This is a genomic window from Streptacidiphilus sp. EB129, assembly GCF_041262645.1.
Taxonomy (GTDB): Bacteria; Actinomycetota; Actinomycetes; order Streptomycetales; family Streptomycetaceae; genus Streptacidiphilus.
The window spans coordinates 150,680-173,092 of the sequence record NZ_JBGCCS010000006.1; the positions used below are offsets into that span (position 1 = coordinate 150,680).

Annotated in this window: 16 protein-coding genes; 9 read left to right on the plus strand and 7 right to left on the minus strand. The window is 72.7% G+C overall.

Annotated elements, in window-relative coordinates:
* Positions 1–66 precede the first annotated feature (66 nt).
* The 7 genes from ABH925_RS10035 (at position 67) to ABH925_RS10065 (ending at position 10,333) form a co-directional block, all read left to right on the plus strand.
* Complete coding sequence (locus tag ABH925_RS10035) at positions 67–1,602, plus strand: TIGR02677 family protein (protein WP_370146965.1); 1,536 nt, start codon at positions 67–69, stop codon at positions 1,600–1,602.
* Entirely contained in the window at positions 1,599–3,074 is a 1,476-nt protein-coding gene (locus tag ABH925_RS10040; RefSeq protein WP_370146967.1) for a TIGR02678 family protein, read from the plus strand. Before ABH925_RS10035 ends, ABH925_RS10040 begins: the two co-directional genes overlap by 4 nt.
* Positions 3,071–7,132 (plus strand): TIGR02680 family protein, encoded by a 4,062-nt coding sequence (locus ABH925_RS10045; RefSeq protein ID WP_370146968.1) that lies wholly within the window; start codon positions 3,071–3,073, stop codon positions 7,130–7,132. Before ABH925_RS10040 ends, ABH925_RS10045 begins: the two co-directional genes overlap by 4 nt.
* Positions 7,129–8,382, plus strand: coding sequence for a TIGR02679 family protein (locus ABH925_RS10050; RefSeq protein WP_370146969.1), 1,254 nt, complete (start codon positions 7,129–7,131; stop codon positions 8,380–8,382). Before ABH925_RS10045 ends, ABH925_RS10050 begins: the two co-directional genes overlap by 4 nt.
* Positions 8,383–8,746: 364 nt before the next feature.
* Entirely contained in the window at positions 8,747–8,926 is a 180-nt protein-coding gene (locus tag ABH925_RS10055; protein WP_370146971.1) for a hypothetical protein, read from the plus strand.
* 177 nt (positions 8,927–9,103) lie between these two features.
* On the plus strand, positions 9,104–9,826 hold the full coding sequence (locus ABH925_RS10060; protein ID WP_370146973.1) for a response regulator: 723 nt from the start codon (positions 9,104–9,106) through the stop codon (positions 9,824–9,826).
* 105 nt (positions 9,827–9,931) lie between these two features.
* Positions 9,932–10,333 carry a pyridoxamine 5'-phosphate oxidase family protein gene (locus tag ABH925_RS10065; RefSeq protein WP_370146974.1) on the plus strand — a complete coding sequence of 134 codons (402 nt, stop codon included), beginning with the start codon at positions 9,932–9,934 and terminating at the stop codon, positions 10,331–10,333.
* 20 nt (positions 10,334–10,353) lie between these two features.
* Here ABH925_RS10065 and ABH925_RS10070 read toward each other — a convergent pair whose 3' ends face one another.
* Positions 10,354–12,069: a GAF domain-containing protein gene (locus tag ABH925_RS10070; RefSeq protein ID WP_370146975.1), complete on the minus strand. Its 1,716-nt coding sequence runs from the start codon at positions 12,067–12,069 to the stop codon at positions 10,354–10,356.
* Positions 12,070–12,407: 338 nt separating this feature from the next.
* On the opposite strand from ABH925_RS10070, the gene ABH925_RS10075 reads away from it, so the two are divergent.
* Complete coding sequence (locus ABH925_RS10075) at positions 12,408–13,133, plus strand: CBS domain-containing protein (RefSeq protein ID WP_370147138.1); 726 nt, start codon at positions 12,408–12,410, stop codon at positions 13,131–13,133.
* Positions 13,134–13,359: 226 nt separating this feature from the next.
* Here ABH925_RS10075 and ABH925_RS10080 read toward each other — a convergent pair whose 3' ends face one another.
* The 3 genes from ABH925_RS10080 to ABH925_RS10090 all read right to left on the minus strand — a co-directional run bounded on the left by ABH925_RS10080 (position 13,360) and on the right by ABH925_RS10090 (position 17,702).
* Entirely contained in the window at positions 13,360–14,247 is an 888-nt protein-coding gene (locus ABH925_RS10080; RefSeq protein WP_370146976.1) for a universal stress protein, read from the minus strand.
* Between the two features lie 56 nt (positions 14,248–14,303).
* Complete coding sequence (locus tag ABH925_RS10085; protein ID WP_370146977.1) at positions 14,304–15,071, minus strand: HPP family protein; 768 nt, start codon at positions 15,069–15,071, stop codon at positions 14,304–14,306.
* 255 nt (positions 15,072–15,326) lie between these two features.
* Positions 15,327–17,702 carry a phosphoketolase gene (locus ABH925_RS10090; protein ID WP_370146978.1) on the minus strand — a complete coding sequence of 792 codons (2,376 nt, stop codon included), beginning with the start codon at positions 17,700–17,702 and terminating at the stop codon, positions 15,327–15,329.
* 282 nt (positions 17,703–17,984) lie between these two features.
* Between ABH925_RS10090 and ABH925_RS10095 the strand changes: the two genes are divergently transcribed.
* Positions 17,985–18,995, plus strand: coding sequence for a nitroreductase family protein (locus ABH925_RS10095; protein WP_370146979.1), 1,011 nt, complete (start codon positions 17,985–17,987; stop codon positions 18,993–18,995).
* Between the two features lie 155 nt (positions 18,996–19,150).
* Here ABH925_RS10095 and ABH925_RS10100 read toward each other — a convergent pair whose 3' ends face one another.
* Genes ABH925_RS10100 through ABH925_RS10110 form a run of 3 tightly spaced genes read right to left on the minus strand, consistent with a single transcriptional unit; the run spans position 19,151 to position 22,402 of the window.
* The gene (locus ABH925_RS10100) at positions 19,151–20,122 is read right to left on the minus strand and encodes a carbamate kinase (protein WP_370146980.1); all 972 of its coding nucleotides are present in this window, start codon (positions 20,120–20,122) and stop codon (positions 19,151–19,153) included.
* A gap of 3 nt (positions 20,123–20,125) precedes the next feature.
* A complete protein-coding gene (gene argF, locus ABH925_RS10105) occupies positions 20,126–21,127 on the minus strand; it encodes an ornithine carbamoyltransferase (protein ID WP_370146981.1) in 1,002 nt (333 codons plus the stop codon).
* Between the two features lie 42 nt (positions 21,128–21,169).
* Positions 21,170–22,402 (minus strand): arginine deiminase, encoded by a 1,233-nt coding sequence (locus ABH925_RS10110; protein ID WP_370146982.1) that lies wholly within the window; start codon positions 22,400–22,402, stop codon positions 21,170–21,172.
* Between the last annotated feature and the right edge of the window lie 11 nt (positions 22,403–22,413).

Genomic DNA, 22,413 nt, shown 5'->3' on the forward strand with positions numbered 1-22,413 from the left:
GACGTGGGGCACTGGTCGGCGTCGGGCACAATGACTACCTACGGTGACGACTTGGCGGAGGAAAAGGTGAACGAGGGACCGGGCGAGGGCGATTCCTTCGGAATCGACGCCTTCACCCTTGACGACCGCCTGCGACTGTTCCACTTCGCCGCGGCGGAGAAGCGGTATGACTACCTGTGGTTGCTGCGGGCCTTCGACCGCGGGCGGGCCAACTATCAGGTACTGCTGCACGTCGCCGACGCCAGGGAGTTGCTGGCGGAGTTGGCTGAGGACCACCCGTCCGCGCGCGCCGTCGGCGAGGTGCAGCCGCTGCTGGACGCCCTGGCCGAGTGGAAGCTGCTGGACCGCAGCTACGACGGCACCCGCGCCGCAAACTTGGCCGAGTACCGCAACCGGCACTATGTCTACCAGTTCACCCAGGCCGGGTACCGTGCCTTCCGCGCGGTCGAGGAGGTACTCGGCGCGAGCCTGGAGGACGCCCAGCTCTCCCGCCTGATGTTCCCCGACATCCTGGCGGATCTGCGGGCGCTGGCCGCCGCCAACGCGGTGGGGGACGCCGAGGAGGTCTACCGCAAGCTGTCCAGGCTCGACTCCGTCCTTGCCGACATGGCACAACGCTCCGCCCGCTTCTACCTGATGCTCGGAGACCTGGCCAGGACCAACGACACGCGCCCGGAGGTGTTCCTGGCCCACAAGGACGCCCTGCTCTCCCACATGGAGGAGTTCAACGGCGAACTGGCCAGGTTCACCCCACTGCTGGCCGAGGCGGTGGAGGCGGTCGCCGCCACCGGCGTGGAGCAGTTGGTGGACCGGGCCGCCTCGGTGGACGAGCGGCTGTTCCGTTCCGCGCCCGAACGGCTCGAGGACTGGCGGCAGCGGTGGTCCGGCCTGGTGCACTGGTTCGCCGACGGAGAGCGCAGCGAGAGCGAACGGCTGCAGAACGCCACCGTCACCGCGATCCGCGGGGTGCTGGCGCTGCTGCGGCGGGTCACCGAGGCAACCCGCGGCGGAGTCAGCCAGGAGAGCCAACTGCGCTACCTGGCCCAGTGGTTCACCGCCTGTCCGACGGACGGGGACGCCCACGCGCTGTTCCGGGCGGCGTTCGATCTGGGCTCGCCCCGGCATGTCGCTGTCTCGCACGAGGACCCGGAGCTGATCCCCGGACGAACCTCCTGGTGGCAGGCCCCGTCGGTGGAGCTGGCGCGCACCCTGGTCAAGTCGGGTCGCGAGCCCCGGCTGAGCGGCCCCGGCCGGATCGAGCGGAACCACGAGCAGCGCGAGCAGTTGCGCGCCCGGCAGCTCAAGGCGCAGGCGCAGACCAGGACCGCGGCCGCCGCGCTGGCCGGTGACGGTGTGTACGGGCGGATCCTGGACGAGCCGGAGACCGAGGCCCTGCTGGGGCTGCTCAACCTGGCGCTGGCCGCCAGGCTCCCGGTGCCGGTCAGTCGTGGGGTGCGCGGTGCCGGAAGGCAGGGTGTGGCCGCGGCCGGTGCGCACGGGGTGCGGCTGACCCTGCACCCGGCGGCCGGGTCCAGCACCGTCCACACCGTCCGGGGCCGACTGCACCTGGACCGGCTGCGCCTGGAGGTGAGCGCCCTGTGAGGGTCGCCGAGAACGTCTCCCCGCTGGAACTCGCCGACTACCAGAAGGCGGTGCGGCTGATTCTGCGTCAGCCCCTGATCACCGCCGTCCATCCGGACGCGGGCGCCCTGCCGCTGGTGCGGCGCTGGGCCGAGCAGCTGCGCACCGACCTGCACGAGGTGCTCGGCTACCGGCTGGTCACCACCTCCGACACGGCCAGGCTGCTGCGGATCCAGGACGAGTTGGATTCGACTCAGCCGGCCGTGACGGCGGGGAAGAGCACCAAGCGGGTGTTCGACCGCCGCCGCTACGCCTATCTGGTGCTCACCCTGGCCGCGTTGGGCCGGTCGGGGACGCAGATCGCGCTCAGCGAGCTCGCCGACTCGGTGGCCGCCGACGCGGGCCGGATCGACGGGCTCGGCATGGACACCGCCCGCAAGGCGGACCGGGACGCGTTCGTGGACGCCGTCGCCTGGTTGGAGGCGCGCGGCGCGGTGCGCACCGCCGACGGCTCCGCCGCCGCCTGGGCCAACGACCCGGAACGGGCCGAGGCGCTCTACGACATCGACCGCGAGGTCGCCACCGCCATTTACCGGCCCAACCGGGTGCTGCAGCACCTGGGGTCGGTCGGCGAGCTGCTCGGCCGCGAGGGCGTCGGCGGGATCGCGCAGGGTCGCGAGGACCGGCGCAGGGCGGCCTCCCGTCGGGCCCGCAGACTGGTCCTGGAACAGCCCGCGGTCTACTATGCCGACGCGGACGAGGACCTGCGCGGGCAGTTGCGGGCACCGGGCCTGGTGGAGGACCTGGAACGGCTCACCGGGCTGACCGTGGAGCGCAGGGCCGAGGGTCTGGCCCTGCTGGACTCCGCGCGGCGGTTCTCCGACCTGGGCTTCCCCTCCGGCGGTACGGTCGCGCAGGCGGCGCTGCTGCTGGGCGCGCGGATCGCCGAGCGGGCCGCCCGGCCCGGCACCGAGCGGCTGCCCGCCGCGACCGCTGCCGAGCGGCGCGCGGAGGCGGCGGCCAGGCTCGACGCGGCGATGCCCGACCGCGGTCTGCGCGGCGCGCTGGCGGAGCTGGCCGGGCCGGTGGAACCACCTGATCCGGCCGAACCCCGGGATCCGGCCGAATTCGCGGATGGCGGAGGATCGTTCCCCGAAGCCGCCGAGGCCCCGGCCGAGGCGGTGTACCCCTTCGTCACCGATGTCTGGCTGCGCCGTACTGTGCGGAAGCTGGCGGCCGACTACGGCATGGGCCTGTCCGACGCGCTGGTCGCCGACCCCGACCGGCTGGCCAGGCTCGCGGTGGCGCTGCTGGCCGAACTGCGGCTGGTCGCGCCGGTGGACGGCGGGGTGCTGGCGCTGCCGCTGCTGGCCCGCTACCGGGGTGCGACCGCGGTGGTGAAGACCAGGCCGACGACCAGGCCGAAGACCAAGCCCGATCCGGCGCTGCCGATACTGTTCGAGACTCCCACACCTGAGGACATGACCCAGTGAGCCGTTACGTCCCCACCCGCGCCGGCATCGTCAATTTGTGGGACTACCGGGACGAGGAGTTCTCCTTCGCCGGCGGCTGGCTGGTGCTGCGGGGCCCCAACGGCTCGGGCAAGACCAAGGCCCTGGAGTGCCTGTTCCCCTTTGTGCTCGACGGCAGGATCGACCCCAAGCGGCTGAACCCGTTCGCCGCAGAGGACCGGACCATGAAGTCCAACCTGCTGTTCCGGGGTCAGGACAACGCGGTCGGCTACGTCTGGCTGGAGCTGCGGCACCGCGACACCGGGGACTGCGTCACCGTGGGCATCGGCCTGCACGCCCAGCGGCACCGGGACCAGCCGGTGCGCTGGCACTTCGTCGCCAGGGGCAGGGTCGGAGAGGACTTCTCGCTGCTCACCGACGACGACCGGCCGATGACCAAGAAGCAGCTGGCCGCCGAACTGGACGCCACCGGTGCTGCCGAGCAGCTGTACGACTCGGCCGCCGACTACCGGGGCGCGATCGACCAGCGGCTCTTCGGTCTGGGCCGCGAACGATACGAGCAACTGCTCACCTTGATCCTGACCCTGCGCAGGCCGCAGCTGGCGAAGAACCTCGACCCGGCCAAGCTGTCCGACACCCTCAGCGCCGGGCTGCGGCCGGTGGACGACGAACTGGTCGCCGAGGCGGCCCGCTCCTTCGACGACATGGAGGCGGTGCAGCGCACCCTGGAGGGCCTGACCGCGGCTGATGAGGCCACCGGCGGCTTCCTCGCCAGCTACACCACGTACCTCCGGGTCCACGCCCGCTGGGCCGCCGATGCGCTGACCCGCCGTCGCGAGGCCTCCGCAGACCGGCGCGCCGCCGTCGCCTACGCGACGTCCGGCCTCGTCGCCGCCGAGGAACGGCAGGAGGCCGCAGCCACCCGTCTCGAACTCGCCGAGAACAGCCTGGCCGGGCTGCGGGCCCGGTTGGAGCAGCTCAAGTCCAGCGCCGCCTACCAGGCTGTCGAGCAGTTGGCCGACCTGGAGCGGCTGGTCCGCACCTGTGAGCAGACCGCGCGGGAGGCCGAGGCCGAGCACCGCCGTCGCGCCGCCGCGACCGGCCGGGCCAGGACCGATCTGGAGCGGGGCGGCGCCCTGCTGGCCGAGTTGTCGGCGACGGTGTCCCGTACCGCGGCCGAGCTCGCCGACCACGCCGCCGCGGCCGGAGTGGACTGGACGGCCGTCGACTCGACTCCGCAGGTCCTGGCGCAGCGCGCGGGCGCGCGCGCCGCCGAGCGCACCGAGGCGGTACGCGCCGTGCGGGCCGCCCGGGCCGCGCATCGCGACGCCGAACAGGCCCGGGACCTGGCCCGGTTGAACCTGGACCGGGCCCGGGCCGCCATGGACGAGGCCGAGACCGCCGAGCGGGCGACGGCCGATTCGCTCGCCGAGTCCCGGGTGCGGGCCGCCGAGGAGCTCGACGCCTGGCTCACCGGGCACCGCGCGCTGCTGCCCGCAGGCACCGACGACGAACTGGCCGAGGCCCTGGCCGCCGTCGGCGAGCCGGACGCCCTGGCACTGGCCGACGTCTTCGCCGCCGCCACCGCGCCCGCCGCTGAGCGGCTCCGGGACCGTCAGGCCGAGCTGCGGGCCGAACGCACCCGCACCGCCGCCGAACGCGAGCAGGCCAAGGCCGAGCGGGCCAGGATCGCCGCCGAGCACGACGACGCCCCCGTCGCCCACCCGGCCCGGCTCGACTCCCGCGAGGGCCGCCCGGGTGCGCCGCTGTGGCGGCTGGTGCGCTTCACCGAGGATGTGACGGACGATCAGGCGGCGGGCCTGGAGGCCGCACTGGAGGCAGCCGGACTGCTGGACGCCTGGGTCGGCCCGGAGGACCGGCCGCTCGCGTCCGGCGCAAGCGACGCCTGCCTGCGCGCCGGCACGGCCGTCAAGGGCCCCAGCCTGGCCGACTTGCTGCTGCCCGAGGAGGACACCGCTGTTCCGGCCGCCAGGGTCACCGCGATCCTGCGCTCGCTGGCCACCGACGGCGAGCAGCTCGCCATGGTCCCGCAGCTGGCCGTGGTCACCGCCGACGGCCGCTACGCCCAGGGCGCACAGCAGGGCGCGCACCGCAAACCGCACGCCGAATACATCGGCGCGACCGCCCGCGCCCGCCGCAGGGCCGCGCGCCTGGCCGACTGCGACGCCCGGATCACCGAGCTGACGGACCACCTGACCGGACTCGACACCGAGGCGGCCGACTGCGTCGACGCCCTCGCCGAGTTCGCCACCGCCCGCGCCGCACTGCCCCGCCCCGCACCGGTGCTGGCCGCCCTGGCCGCCCTCGGCCGGGCCGACGCCAGGCTGCGGGCCACCCGTGAGGCCGCCGACGCCGCCCAGTCCTCCTACGACGAGGCGGTGGCCGCCACCGGGGTCACCGACCGGGCGCTGCGCCGGGTCGCCGCCGAGCACCGGATCGACCCGGACCGGACGGACGCGGTCGAGGCCGCCGTGCACCGCTTTGGATCCGCCGCCGCCGCCCTGGCCGGGCGGCGCCGTGAGGAGGACCGCCAGCAGGAGGCCGTCGCCGCCGCGGCCACCCGGATGGACGTCGCCGCCGAGGACGAGGAGTCAGCGGCCGGAGCCGAGCGAGCCGCCCGCCGCCGCAACGCCGAGGAGACCGCGAAGCTCGACGCCCTGCGCGGTGCGGTGGGCGCCGACGCCAAACAGGTGCTGGCCCGGGTCGAGGAGGCCGAAGGCGCCCTCGTCGGAGCCGGGGCCGAGGTCGCCGCCGCCCGCGCGGCCGAACGCACCGTCCTGACCGAGGCCTCCGCCGCGGCGGAACGGCTCACCGCCGCCCGCGAGTCCCGCACGGTGGCGGCGGCGGAGGAGCGCGCCACCGCCCGCGAACTCGCCCCCTACGCCCAGCGCGAGCTGCTGGACGTGCTGAAGTGCCCGCCGGGCCTGAACTGGCCGGCGCAGGAGGCCGACTGGGCCGAGGAGGAGCTCCCAGCGGCCGTTCACGCCGTCCACGACGCCATCCTCGCCGCCACCCGCGAGCTCACCCCCACCGAGACCTCGCTCAAGCAGTCCACCACCCGGCTCACCAAGGCCCTGGACGAACTCCAGGCCCAACTCGGGGCCGCAGGACAGGACTACCGCCCCGAATGGGACGGCGCTGACGGCGTCATCGTGGTCCGCATCGCCGACGAGCAGGGCCCTCTGCCGGTCGGCGCCTTCGCGGCCAGGATCTCGGCCGCCCGCCGCGACCAGCAGCAACTGCTCAGCGACTCCGAGCAGCGCATCCTCGAGGACGCGCTGCTGACCAGGCTGGCCCAGCAGATCCACGACCGCACCGTGGACGCCCGCGACCTGATCGGCCGGATGAACAAGGAGATGCGGGCCCGCCGGATGTCCTCGGGCACCACCGTCGGCGTCGCCTGGCACCTCGCGGACAAGCTGGACGAGGAGCAGCGCGCCGTCTGCGGCCTGCTCGACGCCGGCGCCAACCGGCTCGGGCCGGGCGCACTGAGCCGGATGCGAGCCCTGTTCGCCACCCAGATCAAGAACGCCAGGGCCCGCTGGCGCGACCGCCCCTACCGGGAGTTGCTGGCCGAGGTCCTGGACTACCGAGACTGGCGGCAGTTCGTCTTCCAACTGGTCCGTCCCGACGGCAGCGAGGAGACCCTGACCCGGGCCCGCCACAGCCGCCTCTCGGGCGGCGAGCAGTCCGTCTCGCTGCACCTGCCACTGTTCGCCGCCGCCCAGGCCATGCTCAACTCCGCCCTGCCGCACGCCCCCCGACTGCTCGCCCTGGACGAGGCCTTCGCCGGGGTCGACGACACCGGGCGCGGCGAACTCCTCAGCCTGGCCGCCCAGTTCGACCTGGACCTGTTCATGACCGGATACGACCTGTGGGCCGCCCATCACTCGGTCACCGCCGCCGCCCACTACGACCTGGCGCACTCACCCGTCGAACACACCGTCAGCGCCCTGCTGCTGGTCTGGGACGGCTCCCAACTCCTCGCCGACGACGCCGGGGAACTCGCCATCGCCCTGGGCTCGCCCGGCACCCGGCGGGTGGCGGTGACCGCATGAGCGCCGGCGCCGGATCCCTCGACGAACTGCGCGGCCCGGAATGGAAACGGCTCTTCGCCGCCGCCCGCCGCAGACTGGAACGCGACGGCTGGTCCCTGGACGGCACCATCGGTCTGACCGCCCCGGACCAGGCCGAGCGCCGCGCCGTCATCGGCGTCACCGGGCGCTACCGCCCCGAGACCGCCAAACGCATCACCGTCGGCCTCGCCGACCTCGACACGGCCCTGCGCACCGCCTACGGCGAGGGCCTCGTCGCGGTACTCGCCCACCTGGGCGGTGCGCTGCGCGACCGCCCCGCCGAACGCCGCACCGAGTCCGCGCAGCGCGACCAACTCCGCGCCGCCCTGCGCGGCAGCCGCCACGCCGACGAACCCTGGTACGCCGCGTGGGCCGAGTCCATCGACACGGACGGGACCCTGACCCGGCTGCTGCGCCGGGGCGACGGCCATCTGCTGGGCTGGGCCGTAGCGGTCCTGGACCGACTGCCCGCCAAGGAACTCCTCCCGCTCCCGGCCCTGGCCGAACACGCCATCGGCGACACCAAGGCCCTGATCCCCGGCAGCCCCACGGCCGCTCTGGCGCTGCGCGCTTTGGCCCTGCGCGCGGGCACCGACCCGCCCCGCGACCGGGCCGGGCAGCGGTTGCTGTGGGAGCGCTTCGGGGCCGTCGCCGACGACCTCGCCAGCCAGGTGCTGGTGCTGAACATCCGGGCCCGGGAAGACCACGTCGTCGCCGACTGGCTGAACGACGCAGCCGACTTCGGCATCCCTTTCCGGCTGACCCTGCAGCAACTCACCCTCAACCCGTTCACGCCCTGCGCCAAGGACCTCTACGTCTGCGAGAACCCGGCCGTGCTGCGCGCCGCGGCGGCCGAACTGGCGCAGGGCAGCGCACCACTGGTGTGCACCGAGGGCGTCCCGTCAGCAGCCTGCCGTCGACTGTTGGACGCAGCCGTCCGTGCCGGCGCCCGCCTGCACGTTCGCGCCGACTTCGACTGGGCCGGACTCCGCATCGCGGGATCCCTGCTCGACTCCCCCCGCTCGACCCACTGGCGGATGTCCGCGGCCGACTACCGGGACGCCCTCGCCCAGGTCACGGGCGCGCCGCTGGTCGGCACCCCGGCCGCCAGCCCCTGGGACCCGGACCTCGCCGAACAGTTGGCCGTCCGGAACAGCGCCGTCATGGAGGAGCGCCTGCTCCCGCTGCTCCTGTCCGACCTCACCGGCCCGGGCGGCCCGACGGCTCAGTGAGCGGAAGCGCCCGCGGACGGCGTGAGAGGCGAGATCGGTGAGCTCGATCAGCTCTACCGGTCCGGCCGCCAGCTCCACTCACAGTTGCTCGGGCCGGAAGTCCGCCGCGGGGTCGGGTCGGGGCAGTGCGCCGCGTCTCGCCGCACCCGGGGATTAACCCCGTCACGACCCTGCGCGACCAGCTCATACGCGTGCCGGCCCGGATCACGCGCGGAGCCCGGCGGCTGACGCTGCGTCTGCCCGTGAACTGGCCCTGGCGGGACGCCTGGTCGCAGATATTCGCCGTGCCGCAGGCACCTCTCCACCGCTGACGGCACTATCCGATCCGCCCGCGAGGGCCGAATCGAATGCCGCCCGGCACATCTTGACCACGGGGCTGCGTGCCTCGATGCTGTACCAGGCACTGGAATGGCCCGACCTGCGCTGGCTCCTGCGCGACCCGTCCATGGCTGGGGACAGCGAACCACAGATGCTCCTGCGCATCGGATACGGGCCCGAGGGCCCGGCCACGCCGCGCCGTCCGGCGAGGGACGCCATGTTCTGACCCAGTCGGACCGGGCCGCCCGACGGCGGTCGTCGCGGCTCCGGGTCCCGGCCCCGGCGGCCGGGGCTGAAATCATGCGGCATTAGGGCCGACCGGCCCTGGACCTTGGTCCCCTCAGAGGTCAGGATTCAAGGGGTTCCGCCGCCGCGGACCAGGCCAGGAGCAGGGAGTCGCACCATGTCGGACAGCACAACCGGTACCAAGCCACCGGTGAGGGTCTTCCTCCTGGATGACCACGAGGTGGTGCGGCGCGGAGTGCATGACCTGCTGGGCGCCGAGCCCGACCTGGAGGTTGTCGGGGAGGCCGGCACCGTCGAACAGGCCCTGGCCCGGGTCCCCGCGCTGCGTCCCGACGTGGCGGTGCTGGACGTGCGGCTGCCGGACGGCGACGGGGTCAGCGTGTGCCGCGAGCTGCGCTCGCGGGTGCCTGGTCTGGTCTGCCTGATGCTGACCTCCTTCGATGACGAGGAGGCGCTGCTGGACGCGATCATGGCCGGGGCCTCGGGCTACGTCCTGAAGCAGATCAGCGGCACGGATCTGGTGACCGCGGTGCGCACGGTGGCCAGTGGGCAGTCCATGCTCGACCCCGGTGCCACCACCCGGCTGATGGCCCGGATGCGCGGGGAGAGCACGCACGACGAGCAGCCCAAGGCCCTGGAGACGCTGACCGAGCGCGAGCGGGAGATTCTGGCGCTGATCGGCGAGGGACTCACCAACCGTGAGATCGGGCAGCGGCTCTTCCTGGCGGAGAAGACAGTGAAGAACCACATCTCGCGGCTGCTGGCCAAGCTGGGTGTGGAGCGCCGGGTGCAGGCGGCGGTCATCGCGACGCAGGCCGGCGACGACCAGCAGTCGGGTGCGCGTGGCGGCGCGTACGGCTCCGGCCGCTCACGGTCCTGACGGCGCTGTTCGCGCCGTGGATACGCGTCCAGTGGCCCAGCGGGCCCTTTCTCCGGGGACCATCGGCCCTCGCCCCGGTCCTGCGGTCAGGGGCAGGATCGACCCATGAAGGCCGAACGCGAGTTCCTCGACACCCAGCAGTGCCTGCGGCTGCTGTCGGGCATGACGGTGGGGCGTGTGGTCTACACCCTGGGCGCCATGCCGGCCGTCCTGCCGGTCCGCTTTCGGGTTGAGCCGGACGGCTCGGTGGTGCTCGAGGAAAGGGCCGCCTCCGAACTCGTTCGAGCGGTGGACGGGGCGGTGATCGCGTTCGAGACCGGCGAGGTGAGCGGCGCCGACGGGAGTGGCTGGAGTGTCACCGTCCTGGGCCGGGCCAGCGTGTCGCCCGTGCCCGCGACCGCATCCGGCCACGTGGCTGATGCCGACCGGGCCCTGATCCGCATCCGACCCGAAGTGGTGACCGGGCGCCGCCTTGACTCTCCCCCCGCCTCCGCCCCGCTCCCCTGACTCCTGTTCCCGGCGGACCGCTACGGACGGCCCAGCGGTGCGCGCCAGACCAGCCGGGTGCCGCCGCCGTCCGGGGTGTCCACCTCGAAGCTGCCGCCCAGTTCCCGTGCCCGCTGGCCGAGGTTGGCGAGCCCGCTGCGTCGCCCGCTGTCGGGGATGCCGACGCCGTTGTCGGTCACCGTCAGCACGACCTCATGGGAGGTGGCCTGCAGGGTGACCTCGACGCGGGTGGCGTGGGCGTGACGCGCGGTGTTGCTCAGCGCCTCGCCGAGGGCCGCCATGACGTGTTCGGCCACGGCCTGCGGGACGTCGGTGTCGAGCAGGCCCTCCATGCTCAGTCGCGGCGCGAACCCCAGTGCGGCTTGAGCCTGGCCGACCGCGCGGGCGGCACGGGTGCGCAGGCTCTGCGCGTCCTCGTCCTCCCGGGCCCGGAGCCCGAAGATGGTCGAACGGATGATCTTGATGGTCTCGTCCAGATCGCCCACGGCCCGCATCACCCGTTCGGAGGCACCGGCATGGTCGATCAGGCGGGCCGCGCCCTGCAGGGTCATGCCGGTGGCGAACAGGCGCTGGATGGCCAGGTCGTGCAGGTCCCGGGCGATCCGGTCGCGGTCCTCGAACAGTGCCAGCTGCTCGGCGTCGCGGCGGCGCTCGGCCAGTTCCAGGGCCAGCGCCGCCTGGTCGGCGAACCCCAGCAGGGGGTCGATCTCCTCGGCGGTGAACGTGGGTTGCCCGGCGCTACGGGCGAGTAGGAGCACTCCGCGTACCTGTGTGTCGGCGGTGCCCAGCGGCACCGCGACCGCGGGCCCGGTACCCCGCGAGCGGTGCGCCCCGGCCGGGAACCGCGGGTCCTCGGCCAGACCGTCACTGGTGATCTGAGCACCTGCCTGGTACGTGGCGCCTGAGAGCGTGCCCTGCACCGGGACGGTCAGGCCCAGCCGCGCCGGGGCGTCGCCGCCCAGTGCCAGCTCCACCGTCAGGTCCTCGGTGCCGGGCAGTGGAACGCACACGTCCGCGAGTTCGGAGCCGGTGATCTCCCGGCCCCGCTGCGCGATCAGCTCGACCACCTCCAGACGCGGGCTCCCCGACAGCAGACTGCGGGTGATCTCCGCGCTGGCCCGCAGCCAGCGCTGCTGACGCTGGGCCTCTTCGTACAGGCGGGCGTTGTCGATCGCCACCCCGGCGGCAACCGCCAGGGTGGAGATCACCGTCTCGTCGTCGGCGTCGAAGTCCTGTCCGCCGCGCTTGTCGGTCAGGTACAGGTTTCCGAAGACGTTCCCGCGAACGTGCACGGGAACGCCCAGGAAGGTGTGCATCGGAGGGTGGTTGGCCGGGAACCCGTAGGAGGCCGGGTGCGCGGACAGCTCGGTCAGCCGCAGCGGCTCGGGGTGGCGGATCAGTTCGCCCAGGATGCCGTGCCCCGAAGGCAGCGGCCCGATCTTCTCGACCTGCTCGGGCTCCATACCCACGGTCAGGAACTGCGACAGGCTCTCCCCGTCCGGGCCGATCACTCCCAGGGCCGCGTAGCGGGCGTCGACCAGGACTGCGGCGGCCTCCACGATCCGGCGCAGCGCGTGGGCGAGGTCCAGCTCCCGGCCCACCGACAGCACGGCCTCCAGCAGGCTGTGCACCCGGTCGCGGGTGCCGCGGGCGGCGTCGATGCGCGCCTGGAGCTCTTCGAGCAACTCGTCCAGGCGGAGCTGCGGAATCCGCGGCGTGCTGTCGTTGCCGGCCACGGCTTCCTCCTGAGTGTTCGCCTTACCGGACTGTAAGGGTGGTCTGTCCGGGCCCACCGTAGCGGGCTCAGGTGTCCGCCCGGAACCGTGACCACCGTTATCCGCCACCGGATCTCCCCGGGCCGAGCCGCGGGCCCTGCACCGCGTCGGACCGTGGGCTGTGCCGGGTGAGCCGTCTGTGCCCCGGCAGAGGACAGGGCCGGTCGGCGGCCCGCGCGGGCCCCACGGCCCAAGGCACGGCCGGATCACGGGGACGACAGTGGAGGTATCGCGACCGACCCGATGTCCGTGTCGGGCAACGGTCGCCCACCCCCATGACTCTGGAAGGACTTCTGATGATGCGACACCGAATGGTGGGGGAGCTGATGACGTCGGCGGTCGTGCACGTGCGGCCGGACGCCTCCTTCAAGGAGATTGCCCGGCTCCTCGCGGAGCACGACATCACGTCGGTGCCGGTACTGGACGACCAGGACCGTCCGCTGGGAGTGGTCTCCGAAGCGGACCTGTTGCGCCATGAAGCCGCCGTGGAGGACCCGGCCGGGCTGCTGCCCGCGCCGGACCTGTCCGACCGCGACCAGGTGCGGAGCCGGGCCACCACCGCGCGGGGACTGATGAGCAGCCCGGCAGTGTGCGCACGGCCCGAGTGGACGGTCGTGGAGGCCGCCCGGCTGATGAACCAGCGCGGTTTCAAGCGCCTGGTGGTCGTCGACGAGGCAGGGCGCCTGATCGGCGTGGTCAGCCGTGGGGACCTGCTGCGGGTCTTCCTGCGCCACGACACCGCGATCCGCGAGGAGATTCGCCACGACGTCATCGCGAGGCTTCTGCGCCTGTCCGTGGACGAAGTCGGCGTGAGGGTCCACGACGGGCAGGTCACGCTCAGCGGAACGCTGAAGCACCGCAGCGTGGCCGCCGCGCTGACCGGCCTGTGCCGGGGAGTGGACGGGGTGGTGTCGGTGACCGAGGACCTCGGCTACCGCGTCGACGACACCCCGGCCGCCGTCACTTCGGCCGCCGACGGCTCGGCCGCACGCCAGGGCACGCCAGGGCATGCGGAGATCCGCTGAAGCGGGAGCCGGGGAAAGTGCGAGTGGTCCGTGCGGCACATGCCGCACGGACCACAGGCGTATGACGGTCCCCCCGATTGCGGCCCGTCCTTCGTCGGGTGAGCGGGGGAGTGTGCCGCCGGACCCGGTGGCAGCTGTCGTGCACGGAGACCGGGATCCGGGCCCGCGATGCGGATCCGGATCCCGGTCTCGTACCGCGGCTGTCACCACACCGCCGGGCCGCCGGTCAAGGGTGCGGGATGACGGCGACGGGGCAGTGAGCGTGGTGCAGGACGCGATGGGTGACCGGGCCCAGCGGCATGGCGAAGCGGTGCCGGTGGCGCTCGGCGCCCAGGACCACCAGGCTCGCCCCCTCGGACGCGTCGACCAGCGCGGCGTCAGCCTCGTCCACGGTGACCTCCGTGATCACTCGGACGTCCGGGAACTCCTTGCGGGCCGCGGTCAGGACCTCGGTCAGGTCCTCGGTCTCCTCGCGGGTGCGGGTGGTCGCCTCGACCGGCGGTACCGCGACGATGCCCGGGTAGGCCGGCGGGTACGTCCAGGTCCGGATCACCCGCAGCGGGACGCCGCGTCGTGCGGCCTCCGCGAAGGCGAACCCGACCGGCGCGGGGGCCTCGCCAGGTGCGGCACCCAGGACCACCGCGCCCTCGGACTGCGCCTCCCGGCCCGATCCCGCCGGCGCGCCGGCGAGCACCACCAGCGGGCACGTCGTGTGCGCGGCCAGGCCCAGGCTGACCGAGCCCAGGAGCGTGGAGGAAAGGCGGTTGTGTCCCCGGGTGCCGACAACCAGCAGTTGCGCGTGCTCGGCAAGGTGCACCAGGCCCCACACGGGGCTCTCGGACAGCAGTCGACCGCTGACCTCGATGCCGTGGTGCCGTTCGCGGACATGCGCCTCGGCTTCGTGCACCAGTTGCCGGGCCGCTACGAGTTGACTCTCCGCGATGTCGCCGCGGTCCCCCGGTGGAACCTGGTAGGGGGCCAGGCTCCAGGAGTGGGCGATGTGCAGGGGCACGCCGCGTCGGACCGCTTCGTCTGCGGCCCATTCCAGGGCCCGCCGGGCGCGGGGGGAGGGGTCGATTCCCACGACGACACCGGTCAGGGATGCCTGGTCCATTGTCAGCTCCTCGATCGTTGGATGGTGGTGCGGACGGTCGGTGCCCTGCGTGGTGCTCACGATCCGGCGACGGAGGCGCGGGTGTCGTCCGTTCGCCAGCACAGACTGTCGAGCAGGTCCACGACACCTTCGACCCTGCGCACGCTCTCGGCCAGCGACCGGGCCTGACTGCGCAGCGCCGTGGTGGCGTTGAGCACGACCTGGCCGTCCCTGCAGTCCACGATCAGCGAGGCCCGCTCGACACCGGAGTCGGGTCCGACTGCGAGGTAGAGGACCTCGGAGCGGATCTCGTCGTCGTCGCGGTGCAGCGCGCCGAGCAGGTCGCACAGACACACCACGCCGGTCAGCCGCCGGCGTCCGTCCAGGACAGGCAGGTGGTGGACGCGGTGGCGTACTGCGAGCAGAGCCGCCTCGGCGGCGGTGGTCGTGGTGGTGACGGTCAGGGCCGGGGCGGTCATCAGCTCGCGGGCACTGACCGCGGACGCGCGCCGTCGCATCGCACGGATCTGACGGGACTCGATGAGCGGTTCATGCGCCGGCAGTACGGAGACGGCGAGTTTGGCGAGCAGGTCCGAGGAGCTCACCGTGCCCATGACGCGTTGCTCGGCGTCCACGACGGGGAGCATGTCGTGGTGGTGCCCGCGCAGGGCGGCCACCACCGTGGAGAATCCGGTCCGGGGATCGAGGGCGGTCACCTTGCGGGTCATCAGATCACCCACCAGGGTGCGGCGTGGCAGCGCGCCGGCGACGGGTGCGCCGGTCTCAGGGCTCGGTACGACCGTTCGGGCCACGTCCACGGGGCCGCTGTGCGGTGAGGTTCGCATGGTGTCCTCCATCTCCCTTTCGGTGGGGTACCGGTCTCGGCAGTTCTCACTCTGCTCGGCTGCCGTCCGCCGGGCCTTGGGCCGAAGGTCCCCGCAACAGCGCCGAACGGGCGCGATGGTCATGCGCCGGGGGGACCGGGGGTCCCGCCCCGGTATCCGTGTGCCACCGGACCGCCCCGGCACGCCGCAGGGGCAGGCGCGGAGTCCGTGCCTGCCCCAAGTGCTTTGCTGTGGCGGTGCGTTGCGGAGCTGCGCTCAGTTGGTCCAGGTCCAGTCGGTGACTTCGGGCAGGTCGGTGCCGTGGGCGCGGATCCAGTCGTGGTGGCGCTGGCGGGTGTCGACCATTTCCTGGCGGACGGTGGCGGCGCGCACGGCCAGTCCGGGGACGCGGTCGATGACGTCCATGACCAGGCGGTAGCGGTCCAGGTCGTTGCGCACCACCATGTCGAAGGGCGTGGTGGTGGTCCCGGACTCCTTGTAGCCGCGCACGTGCAGGTGAGCGTGGTTGCCGCGGCGGTAGGCGAGGCGGTGGATCAGCCAGGGGTAGCCGTGGTACGCGAAGATGACGGGCTTGTCTGGGGTGAACAGGGCGTTGTACTCGCTGTCGGGCATGCCGTGCGGGTGCTCCTCGGAGGGCATCAGACGGGCGATGTCGACGACGTTGACCACGCGCAGCGCCAGGTCGGGCAGGTGGCGGCGGATCAGGTCGGCGGCGGCCATGACCTCCTGGGTGGGGACGTCGCCGGCGCAGGCCAGAACCACGTCGGGTTCGCGGTCGGGGGTCTCGGTGCCGGCCCAGTCCCAGATGCCGGCGCCGCGCGCGCAGTGGGCGCGGGCCTGGTCCAGGGTGAGCCAGTCGAAGCAGGGCTGCTTGCCGGCCACGACGACGTTGACGTAGTCCCGGCTGCGCAGCACATGGTCGGCGACCGAGAGCAGGGTGTTGGTGTCCGGCGGGAAGTAGACCCGAACGGCCTCGGGGCTCTTGTTCAGGACGTGGTCCACGAAGCCGGGGTCCTGGTGCGAGAAGCCGTTGTGGTCCTGGCGCCAGACGTGCGAGGTGAGCAGGTAGTTCAGCGAGGCGATCGGCGCGCGCCAGGGGATCTGCCGGGTGGTGCGCAGCCATTTGATGTGCTGGTTGACCATGGAGTCGACGATGTGGACGAAGGCCTCGTAGCAGGAGAACAGTCCGTGGCGTCCGGTCAGGAGGTAGCCCTCCAGCCAGCCCTGGCAGGTGTGCTCGGACAGGATCTCCATGACCCGGCCGTCGTGGGCCAGGTGTTCGTCCACCGGCAGTACCTCCGCCTGCCACGCCTTGGCAGTGGCGCGGTAGACGGCCTGGAGCCGGTTGGAGGCGGTCTCGTCGGGGCCCACGATGCGGAAGTCGCGTCGGGCTGCGGTGTCGGCCATGATCCGTTCCAGCAGGTCGCCCAGGACCCGCGTGGGTTCGTGGAGCGTGGTGCCCGGCTTGTCGACGGGGACGGCGAAGCGCTCCAGTTCGGCGATGGGCAGGTCGCGCAGCAGCAAGCCGCCGTTGGCGTGCGGGTTGGCGCCCAGGCGGCGCTCGCCGGCTGGGATGCCGGCCAGGACCTGGGCGGTCGGGCGTCCGTCGGCGTCGAAGAGTTCCTCGGGGCGGTAGGAGCGCAGCCAGGCTTCGAGCTGCGCGAGGTGCTCGGGGTTCTCCCGCATGCCGTCCAGCGGGACCTGGTGGGCGCGCCAGGTGCCTTCGACCGGGACGCCGTCGACCATGGCCGGGCCGGTCCAGCCCTTGGGGGTGCGCAGCACGATCACCGGCCAGTGGACGCGTTCCTGCGCGCCGCTGCCGGTGCGGGCCTGGTGCTGGGCGGCGTGGATCCGGTCGATCGCGGAGTCCATGGCGGCGGCCATGGCGCGGTGCACGGTGGCCGGATCGTCGCCGGTGACGTGGATGGGGTCGTGGCCGTAGCCGCGCAGCAGTTCGTCGAGTTCGCTCTCGGGGATGCGGGCCAGTACCGTCGGGTTTGCGATCTTGTAGCCGTTCAGGTGCAGGATCGGCAGGACCGCGCCGTCGTGGACCGGGTCGAGGAACTTGTTGGAGTGCCAGGACGCGGCCAGCGGTCCGGTCTCGGCCTCGCCGTCGCCGATCACGCAGGTGACGAGGAGGCCGGGGTTGTCCAGGGCGGCGCCGTAGGCGTGCGAGAGGGAGTAGCCCAGTTCGCCGCCCTCGTGGATGGAGCCGGGGGTCTCCGGGGCGACATGGCTGGGGACGCCGCCGGGGAAGGAGAACTGCCGGAACAGCTTCGCCATGCCGGCCTCGTCGCGGGTGATGTCCGGGTAGGTCTGGGTGTAACTGCCCTCCAGCCAGGAGTTCGCCAGCACGGCCGGGCCGCCGTGGCCGGGGCCCCAGATGCAGATGGCCTCCAGGTCGCGGGCCTTGACGACGCGGTTGAGGTGGGTGTGGACCAGGTTCAGGCCCGGCGAGGTGCCCCAGTGCCCGAGCAGCCGGGGTTTGATGTGCTCGGGGCGCAGCGGTTCGCGCAGCAGCGGGTTGGCCATCAGGTAGATCTGACCGGCCGCCAGGTAGTTCGCGGCGCGCCAGTGCGCGTCCAGGCTCTGCAGCTCGGCGTCGGAGATGCCGGTGACGGTGGTGTTCATACTCGGGTCGCTCCCTCGGGCGGTGGGCAGACGGGCATGCGTGTGCGGACGGGCTACGGCAAGCCTGGCCCGCACCGTCCGGCTCGCGACAGGGCCGAACAGGCCCCGTCCACGACGCGGGGCGGGGACCGATGGCCCCGCTTCCCAGCTTTGCCACCGCCAGCGCCGCACTACCGTCGTGCCCCGCTCGGCCGGTCGGCCGGGACCCTTGGCCCATCCCCATCAAACGCGCCGGCCACGACGATGTGAGGGCAACACGCCGTTCCTCTGGAGGAGGCCGTGATGAGCACCGACGCAGTGCGGCACCACCCCCTTGATGCCGCTGCCCTGGAGCAACTGGTGTCCGCCGCGGTGGCGGCGCCGTCCGTCCACAACACCCAGCCCTGGCGATTCCGGCTCCGTCCGGACACCGACACGCTGGAAGTCCGCGCCGTCCCCGAGCGCGCGCTGCGCGCCACCGACCCCACCGGGCGAGCCCTGTTGGTGTCCGTGGGCGCGGCGGTGTTCAACCTGAAGGTCGCGGCCCGGCACCTGGGCTGGGAGCCGGCCGTGCGACTGCTGCCGGACCACCGTGAGCCGCAACTGCTTGCGGCCGTCCGGCTCGCCGACACGCGAGCCGCCACCGCCCCGTCGGCCGGCGTTTCCTCGCGCCCGGACCTGTTCGACGCGATCTGGCGCCGCCACAGCAGCCGGATGCCCTTCACCGCCCAGCCGGTCCCCGACACCGTCGTCGCCGAACTGGTCGAGGCCGCCCACACCGAAGGCGCCGTGCTGTTCGCGACCGGCCCCGAGGCGACCCGGCGCGCGCTGGCGCTGACCACGGAGGCCGAACGTCGCAACGCCGCCAATCCGCGACGCCGTGAGGAGAGCCGCGCCTGGATTCGCCGGCCGCAGGACAGTCCCTTCGGTATCCCGGCCGCCGCGTTCGGCCCGCAGGACGCCTTCGAGCGCATCCCGGTCCGCGACTTCACCGCGACCAGGTCCACCGGCGCCCTCCCCTCGGCTCCGTTCGAGACGCACCCCTGCATCCTGGTCCTGACCACGGCGCACGATCGCCGGGCGGACTGGCTGCGCGCCGGGCAGGCACTGCAGCACGTGCTGTTGCTGGCTACGGCGCACCATCTGCGCAGCTCCCTGCTGCACCAGATGGTCGAGTGGTCCGACCTGCGGTCGGCTGCCCGCGAGCCGGTTCACGGGTCGGGCCACGTCCAGATGCTGATCCGTCTCGGCTACGGCCCCGAAGGACCGGCCAGCCCCCGGCAGCGCGCCGCGCTGTCCATCGAGCCGGCGTAGGCAGCGCTCGGTCACGGCTGACCGAGCAGGCAACCGGCCCCGCCGTGGCCGCTTGTGACGGTGCACAGGTTCAGGAACGTCGAAGGTGCCCGCAGGGTTCTGCGGGCACCTTCGACGTGGTGTGCGACACGGTCCCGAGGTGTCCGGCGGCACGCTCAGGAGCGCGTGTCCACCGGAACCGGGCCAGCTGCCGGCCCGTGCCGCGAGAGGAGCCTGCCGGGGCGGATGAGGGTGCCGGTGGTGCCGAGGAGGATGCCGAGGGCATCGTCGAGGGGGCCGATGCCGGCGATGCCGCCGGTGTTCTCGACGAAGGTCGCGGCGGCGTCGGCCTTGGGGCGCATGGAGCCCTCGGGCAGGTCCAGGTCGCGCAGCTCGGCGGGGGTCGCGGCGGGCAGGGCGCGGGAGTGGCGGGTGCCGTAATGGGCGAAGACGTGGGTGACGTCGGTGAGGATCAGCAGGACGTCGGCGTCGAGCTGCTCGGCGAGCAGGGCCGCGGTGCGGTCCTTGTCGACCACGGCCTCGGACCCGTGCAGCAGGCCGGTGTTGGGGTAACGGATCACCGGGATGCCGCCGCCGCCCGCGCAGACCACCACCGTTCCAGCGGTGACCAGCGCCCGGACGATGGGGGCTTCCAGGACTGACCGGGGTCGCGGTGAGGGGACGACGCGTCGCCAGTCGTCGCCGTCAGCGGCCATGGTCCAACCGCGGTCGCGGATCAGCTCCTCGGCCTGGAGTCTCGTGTAGGTCTGGCCGATGAACTTGGTCGGGTGCAGGAAGGCGGGGTCCTTGGCGTCGACTTCGGTGTGGGTGACCAGGGCGGCCACGTCCCGGTCGGGGAGCTTGTTGCGCAGTTCGCGGACCAGGAGGGTGCCGATCATGCCCTGGGTCTGGGCCCCGAGAACGTCCAGGGGATAGGGGGCGGTCAGTGCGGGATCGGCGGCGCTTTCCAGGGCGAGCAGGCCGATCTGCGGGCCGTTGCCGTGGGTGACGATCAGTTCGTGTCCGGCCAGGGCGAGTTCGGCCAGGGCCGTGGCGGCCTGGTGGATGTGGGCTTCCTGGACGGTGGCGTCGGGGTGTTCGCCCCGCTGGAGCAGGGCGTTTCCGCCGAGTGCGGCGACAATGCGCATGATTCAGGCTCCCAGGGTGGCGACGAGCACAGCCTTGATGGTGTGCATGCGGTTCTCGGCCTGGTCGAAGACCAGCGAGGCGGGCGATTCGAACACCTCGTGGGTGACTTCCAGGCCGTCCAGTCCGTAGTGGGCGAACAGGTCCGCGCCAAGGGCCGTGGTGCGGTCGTGCAGGGCGGGCAGGCAGTGCAGGAACGCGGTGTCGGGGTTGCCGGTGGCGGCGAGGGTCTTGGCGTTGACCTGGTAGGGCAGCAGCTCGACGATCCGCTCGGCCCAGGTGTCGGCGTTCTCGCCCATGGATACCCACACGTCGGTGTAGAGGTAGTCCGCGCCCAGCACGGCTTCCTCGACGTCCTCGGTGATCGTGATCCGCGCATCGTTGGACGCGGCCAGTTCGCGGCAGCGGGTGATCAGGGCCTCGGCGGGCCACAGCGACCTGGGGGCGGCGACGCGGACGTCCATGCCCAGCAGGCTGCCCATGACCAGCAGGGAGTTGGCGGTGTTGTTGCGGGCGTCGCCGAGGTAGCAGTACGAGATCCCGGTCAGGGGCTTGTCGCTGTGCTCACGCATGGTGAAGACGTCGCAGAGGCTCTGGGTGGGGTGGCACCGGTCGGTCAGCCCGTTGTAGACCGGCACGCCCGCGTGAGCCGCCAGGGTGGTGACGGTGTCCTGGGCGAAACCGCGGTACTCGATGCCGTCGTACATCCGCCCCAGGACGCGGGCGGTGTCGGCGACGGACTCCTTGTGGCCGAGGTGGGAACCGTCGGGGCCGAGGTAGGTGGTCGTGGCGCCCTGATCGGCGGCGGCGACCTCGAAGGCGCAGCGGGTGCGGGTGGAGGCCTTCTCGAAGATCAGCGCGAGGTGGCGGCCGGCGAGGTGCCGCGTCTCGGTGCCGTTGTGCTTGGCGGCCTTCAACTCAGTGGCGAGATCCAGGAGGTGGTGGATCTCCTCAGTGGTGAAGTCCAGCTCGTCCAGGTAGTGGCGGCCGGTCAGGTTGGTGGTCATCGGGTGCTCCGGGGCGTGTGGTGGGTGGGGGCGTGCGGTTGTTCAGTTGGCGGGGTCGCGCTGGATGGGGCAGCTCATGCAGCGCGGTCCGCCGCGTCCGCGGCCGAGCTCGGCACCGGCGATGGTGACGATCTCGATGCCCTGCTTGCGCAGGTAGGTGTTGGTGGTGACGTTGCGCTCGTAGCCGACGACGACACCGGGGGCGAGGGCGAGGAAGTTGCTGCCGTCGTCCCACTGCTCGCGTTCGGCTGCGCGCACGTCCTGCGGGGCGGACAGGAACCGGACCTTGTCCAGGTCCAGTGCGGTCGCCAGGGACGCGGCCAGGTCGATGTCGGGGGTGACCTCGAACCCGGTGGGCTGCTCCGCACTGGGGGTCAGCGTCCAGGATCGCAGCGAGTCGGCCAGCCCCGGGTAGACGGCGAAGGTATCCCTGTCGATCATCGTCATGACGGTGTCGAGGTGCATGAACGCCCGGCTGCGCGGCAGTCGGACGGCGATCAGGCGCTGTGCGGTCCCGGTGGCGAACAGCTGCTGGGCGAGCTGCTCGACGGCCTGCGGGGTGGTGCGCTCGCCCATGCCGACCATGGCGACGCCCGGGGCCGGCGAGTGGACGTCGCCGCCCTCCAGAGTGGTGCCGGGGACGGCGGTGGTGCCGTCGATCAGGGGCGCTGCGGTGTCGGCGAACAGCGGGTGGAAGCGGTAGATCGCGGCGCTGTGCAGGGTTTCGCGGCGGCGGGCGGGCTTGGCCATCGGGTTGACCGTGTAGCGGTCGCCGATCCAGCAGGAGTTGTCGCGCGGGAAGAGGTGGTTGGGGAGCGGAGACAGGGCGAAGTCCTGTTCGCCGAGGTTGTTCCAGACCAGGCTGTGCGGGTTCGCGATGCGCAGGTCGTCCTTGAGCACACCCCCGATGAGGTACTCGGCCAGGGTGGCGCCGTCCAGGTCCTCGCACAGGGCGCGGACCGGGTCGACCAGGGCCGCTCCGACGGTGCCGGGGGCGACGACCTGGTCCAGCAGCCAGGCGCGGGCCTCGGGCAGGTCGAGGGTCTGGGCGAGGAGTTCGGCGTAGTAGTGGACGTGTACGCCGTGGTCGCGCAGGACCTGGGCGAACGCGTCGTGCTCCTCGCGGGCGCGCTTGGCCCACAGGATGTCGTCGAAGAGCAGTTCGTCGACGTTGCCCGGGGTGAGTCGGGACAGTTCCAGACCGGGGCGGTGCAGGACGACCTGGCGGAGGCGGCCGGTCTCGGAGTCGACGCGAAGGACGGGGCGAGTGGACATGGTTGTCTCCT

Coding starts and splice junctions, on each gene's coding strand:
- ABH925_RS10080 (WP_370146976.1), bottom strand. CDS start 14,247: ATGGACCAGGCATCCCTGACCGGTGTCGTCGTGGGAATCGACCCCTCC.
- ABH925_RS10075 (WP_370147138.1), top strand. CDS start 12,408: ATGCGACACCGAATGGTGGGGGAGCTGATGACGTCGGCGGTCGTGCAC.
- argF (WP_370146981.1), bottom strand. CDS start 21,127: ATGACCACCAACCTGACCGGCCGCCACTACCTGGACGAGCTGGACTTC.
- ABH925_RS10060 (WP_370146973.1), top strand. CDS start 9,104: ATGTCGGACAGCACAACCGGTACCAAGCCACCGGTGAGGGTCTTCCTC.
- ABH925_RS10110 (WP_370146982.1), bottom strand. CDS start 22,402: ATGTCCACTCGCCCCGTCCTTCGCGTCGACTCCGAGACCGGCCGCCTC.
- ABH925_RS10100 (WP_370146980.1), bottom strand. CDS start 20,122: ATGCGCATTGTCGCCGCACTCGGCGGAAACGCCCTGCTCCAGCGGGGC.
- ABH925_RS10095 (WP_370146979.1), top strand. CDS start 17,985: ATGAGCACCGACGCAGTGCGGCACCACCCCCTTGATGCCGCTGCCCTG.
- ABH925_RS10065 (WP_370146974.1), top strand. CDS start 9,932: ATGAAGGCCGAACGCGAGTTCCTCGACACCCAGCAGTGCCTGCGGCTG.
- ABH925_RS10050 (WP_370146969.1), top strand. CDS start 7,129: ATGAGCGCCGGCGCCGGATCCCTCGACGAACTGCGCGGCCCGGAATGG.
- ABH925_RS10090 (WP_370146978.1), bottom strand. CDS start 17,702: ATGAACACCACCGTCACCGGCATCTCCGACGCCGAGCTGCAGAGCCTG.
- ABH925_RS10085 (WP_370146977.1), bottom strand. CDS start 15,071: ATGCGAACCTCACCGCACAGCGGCCCCGTGGACGTGGCCCGAACGGTC.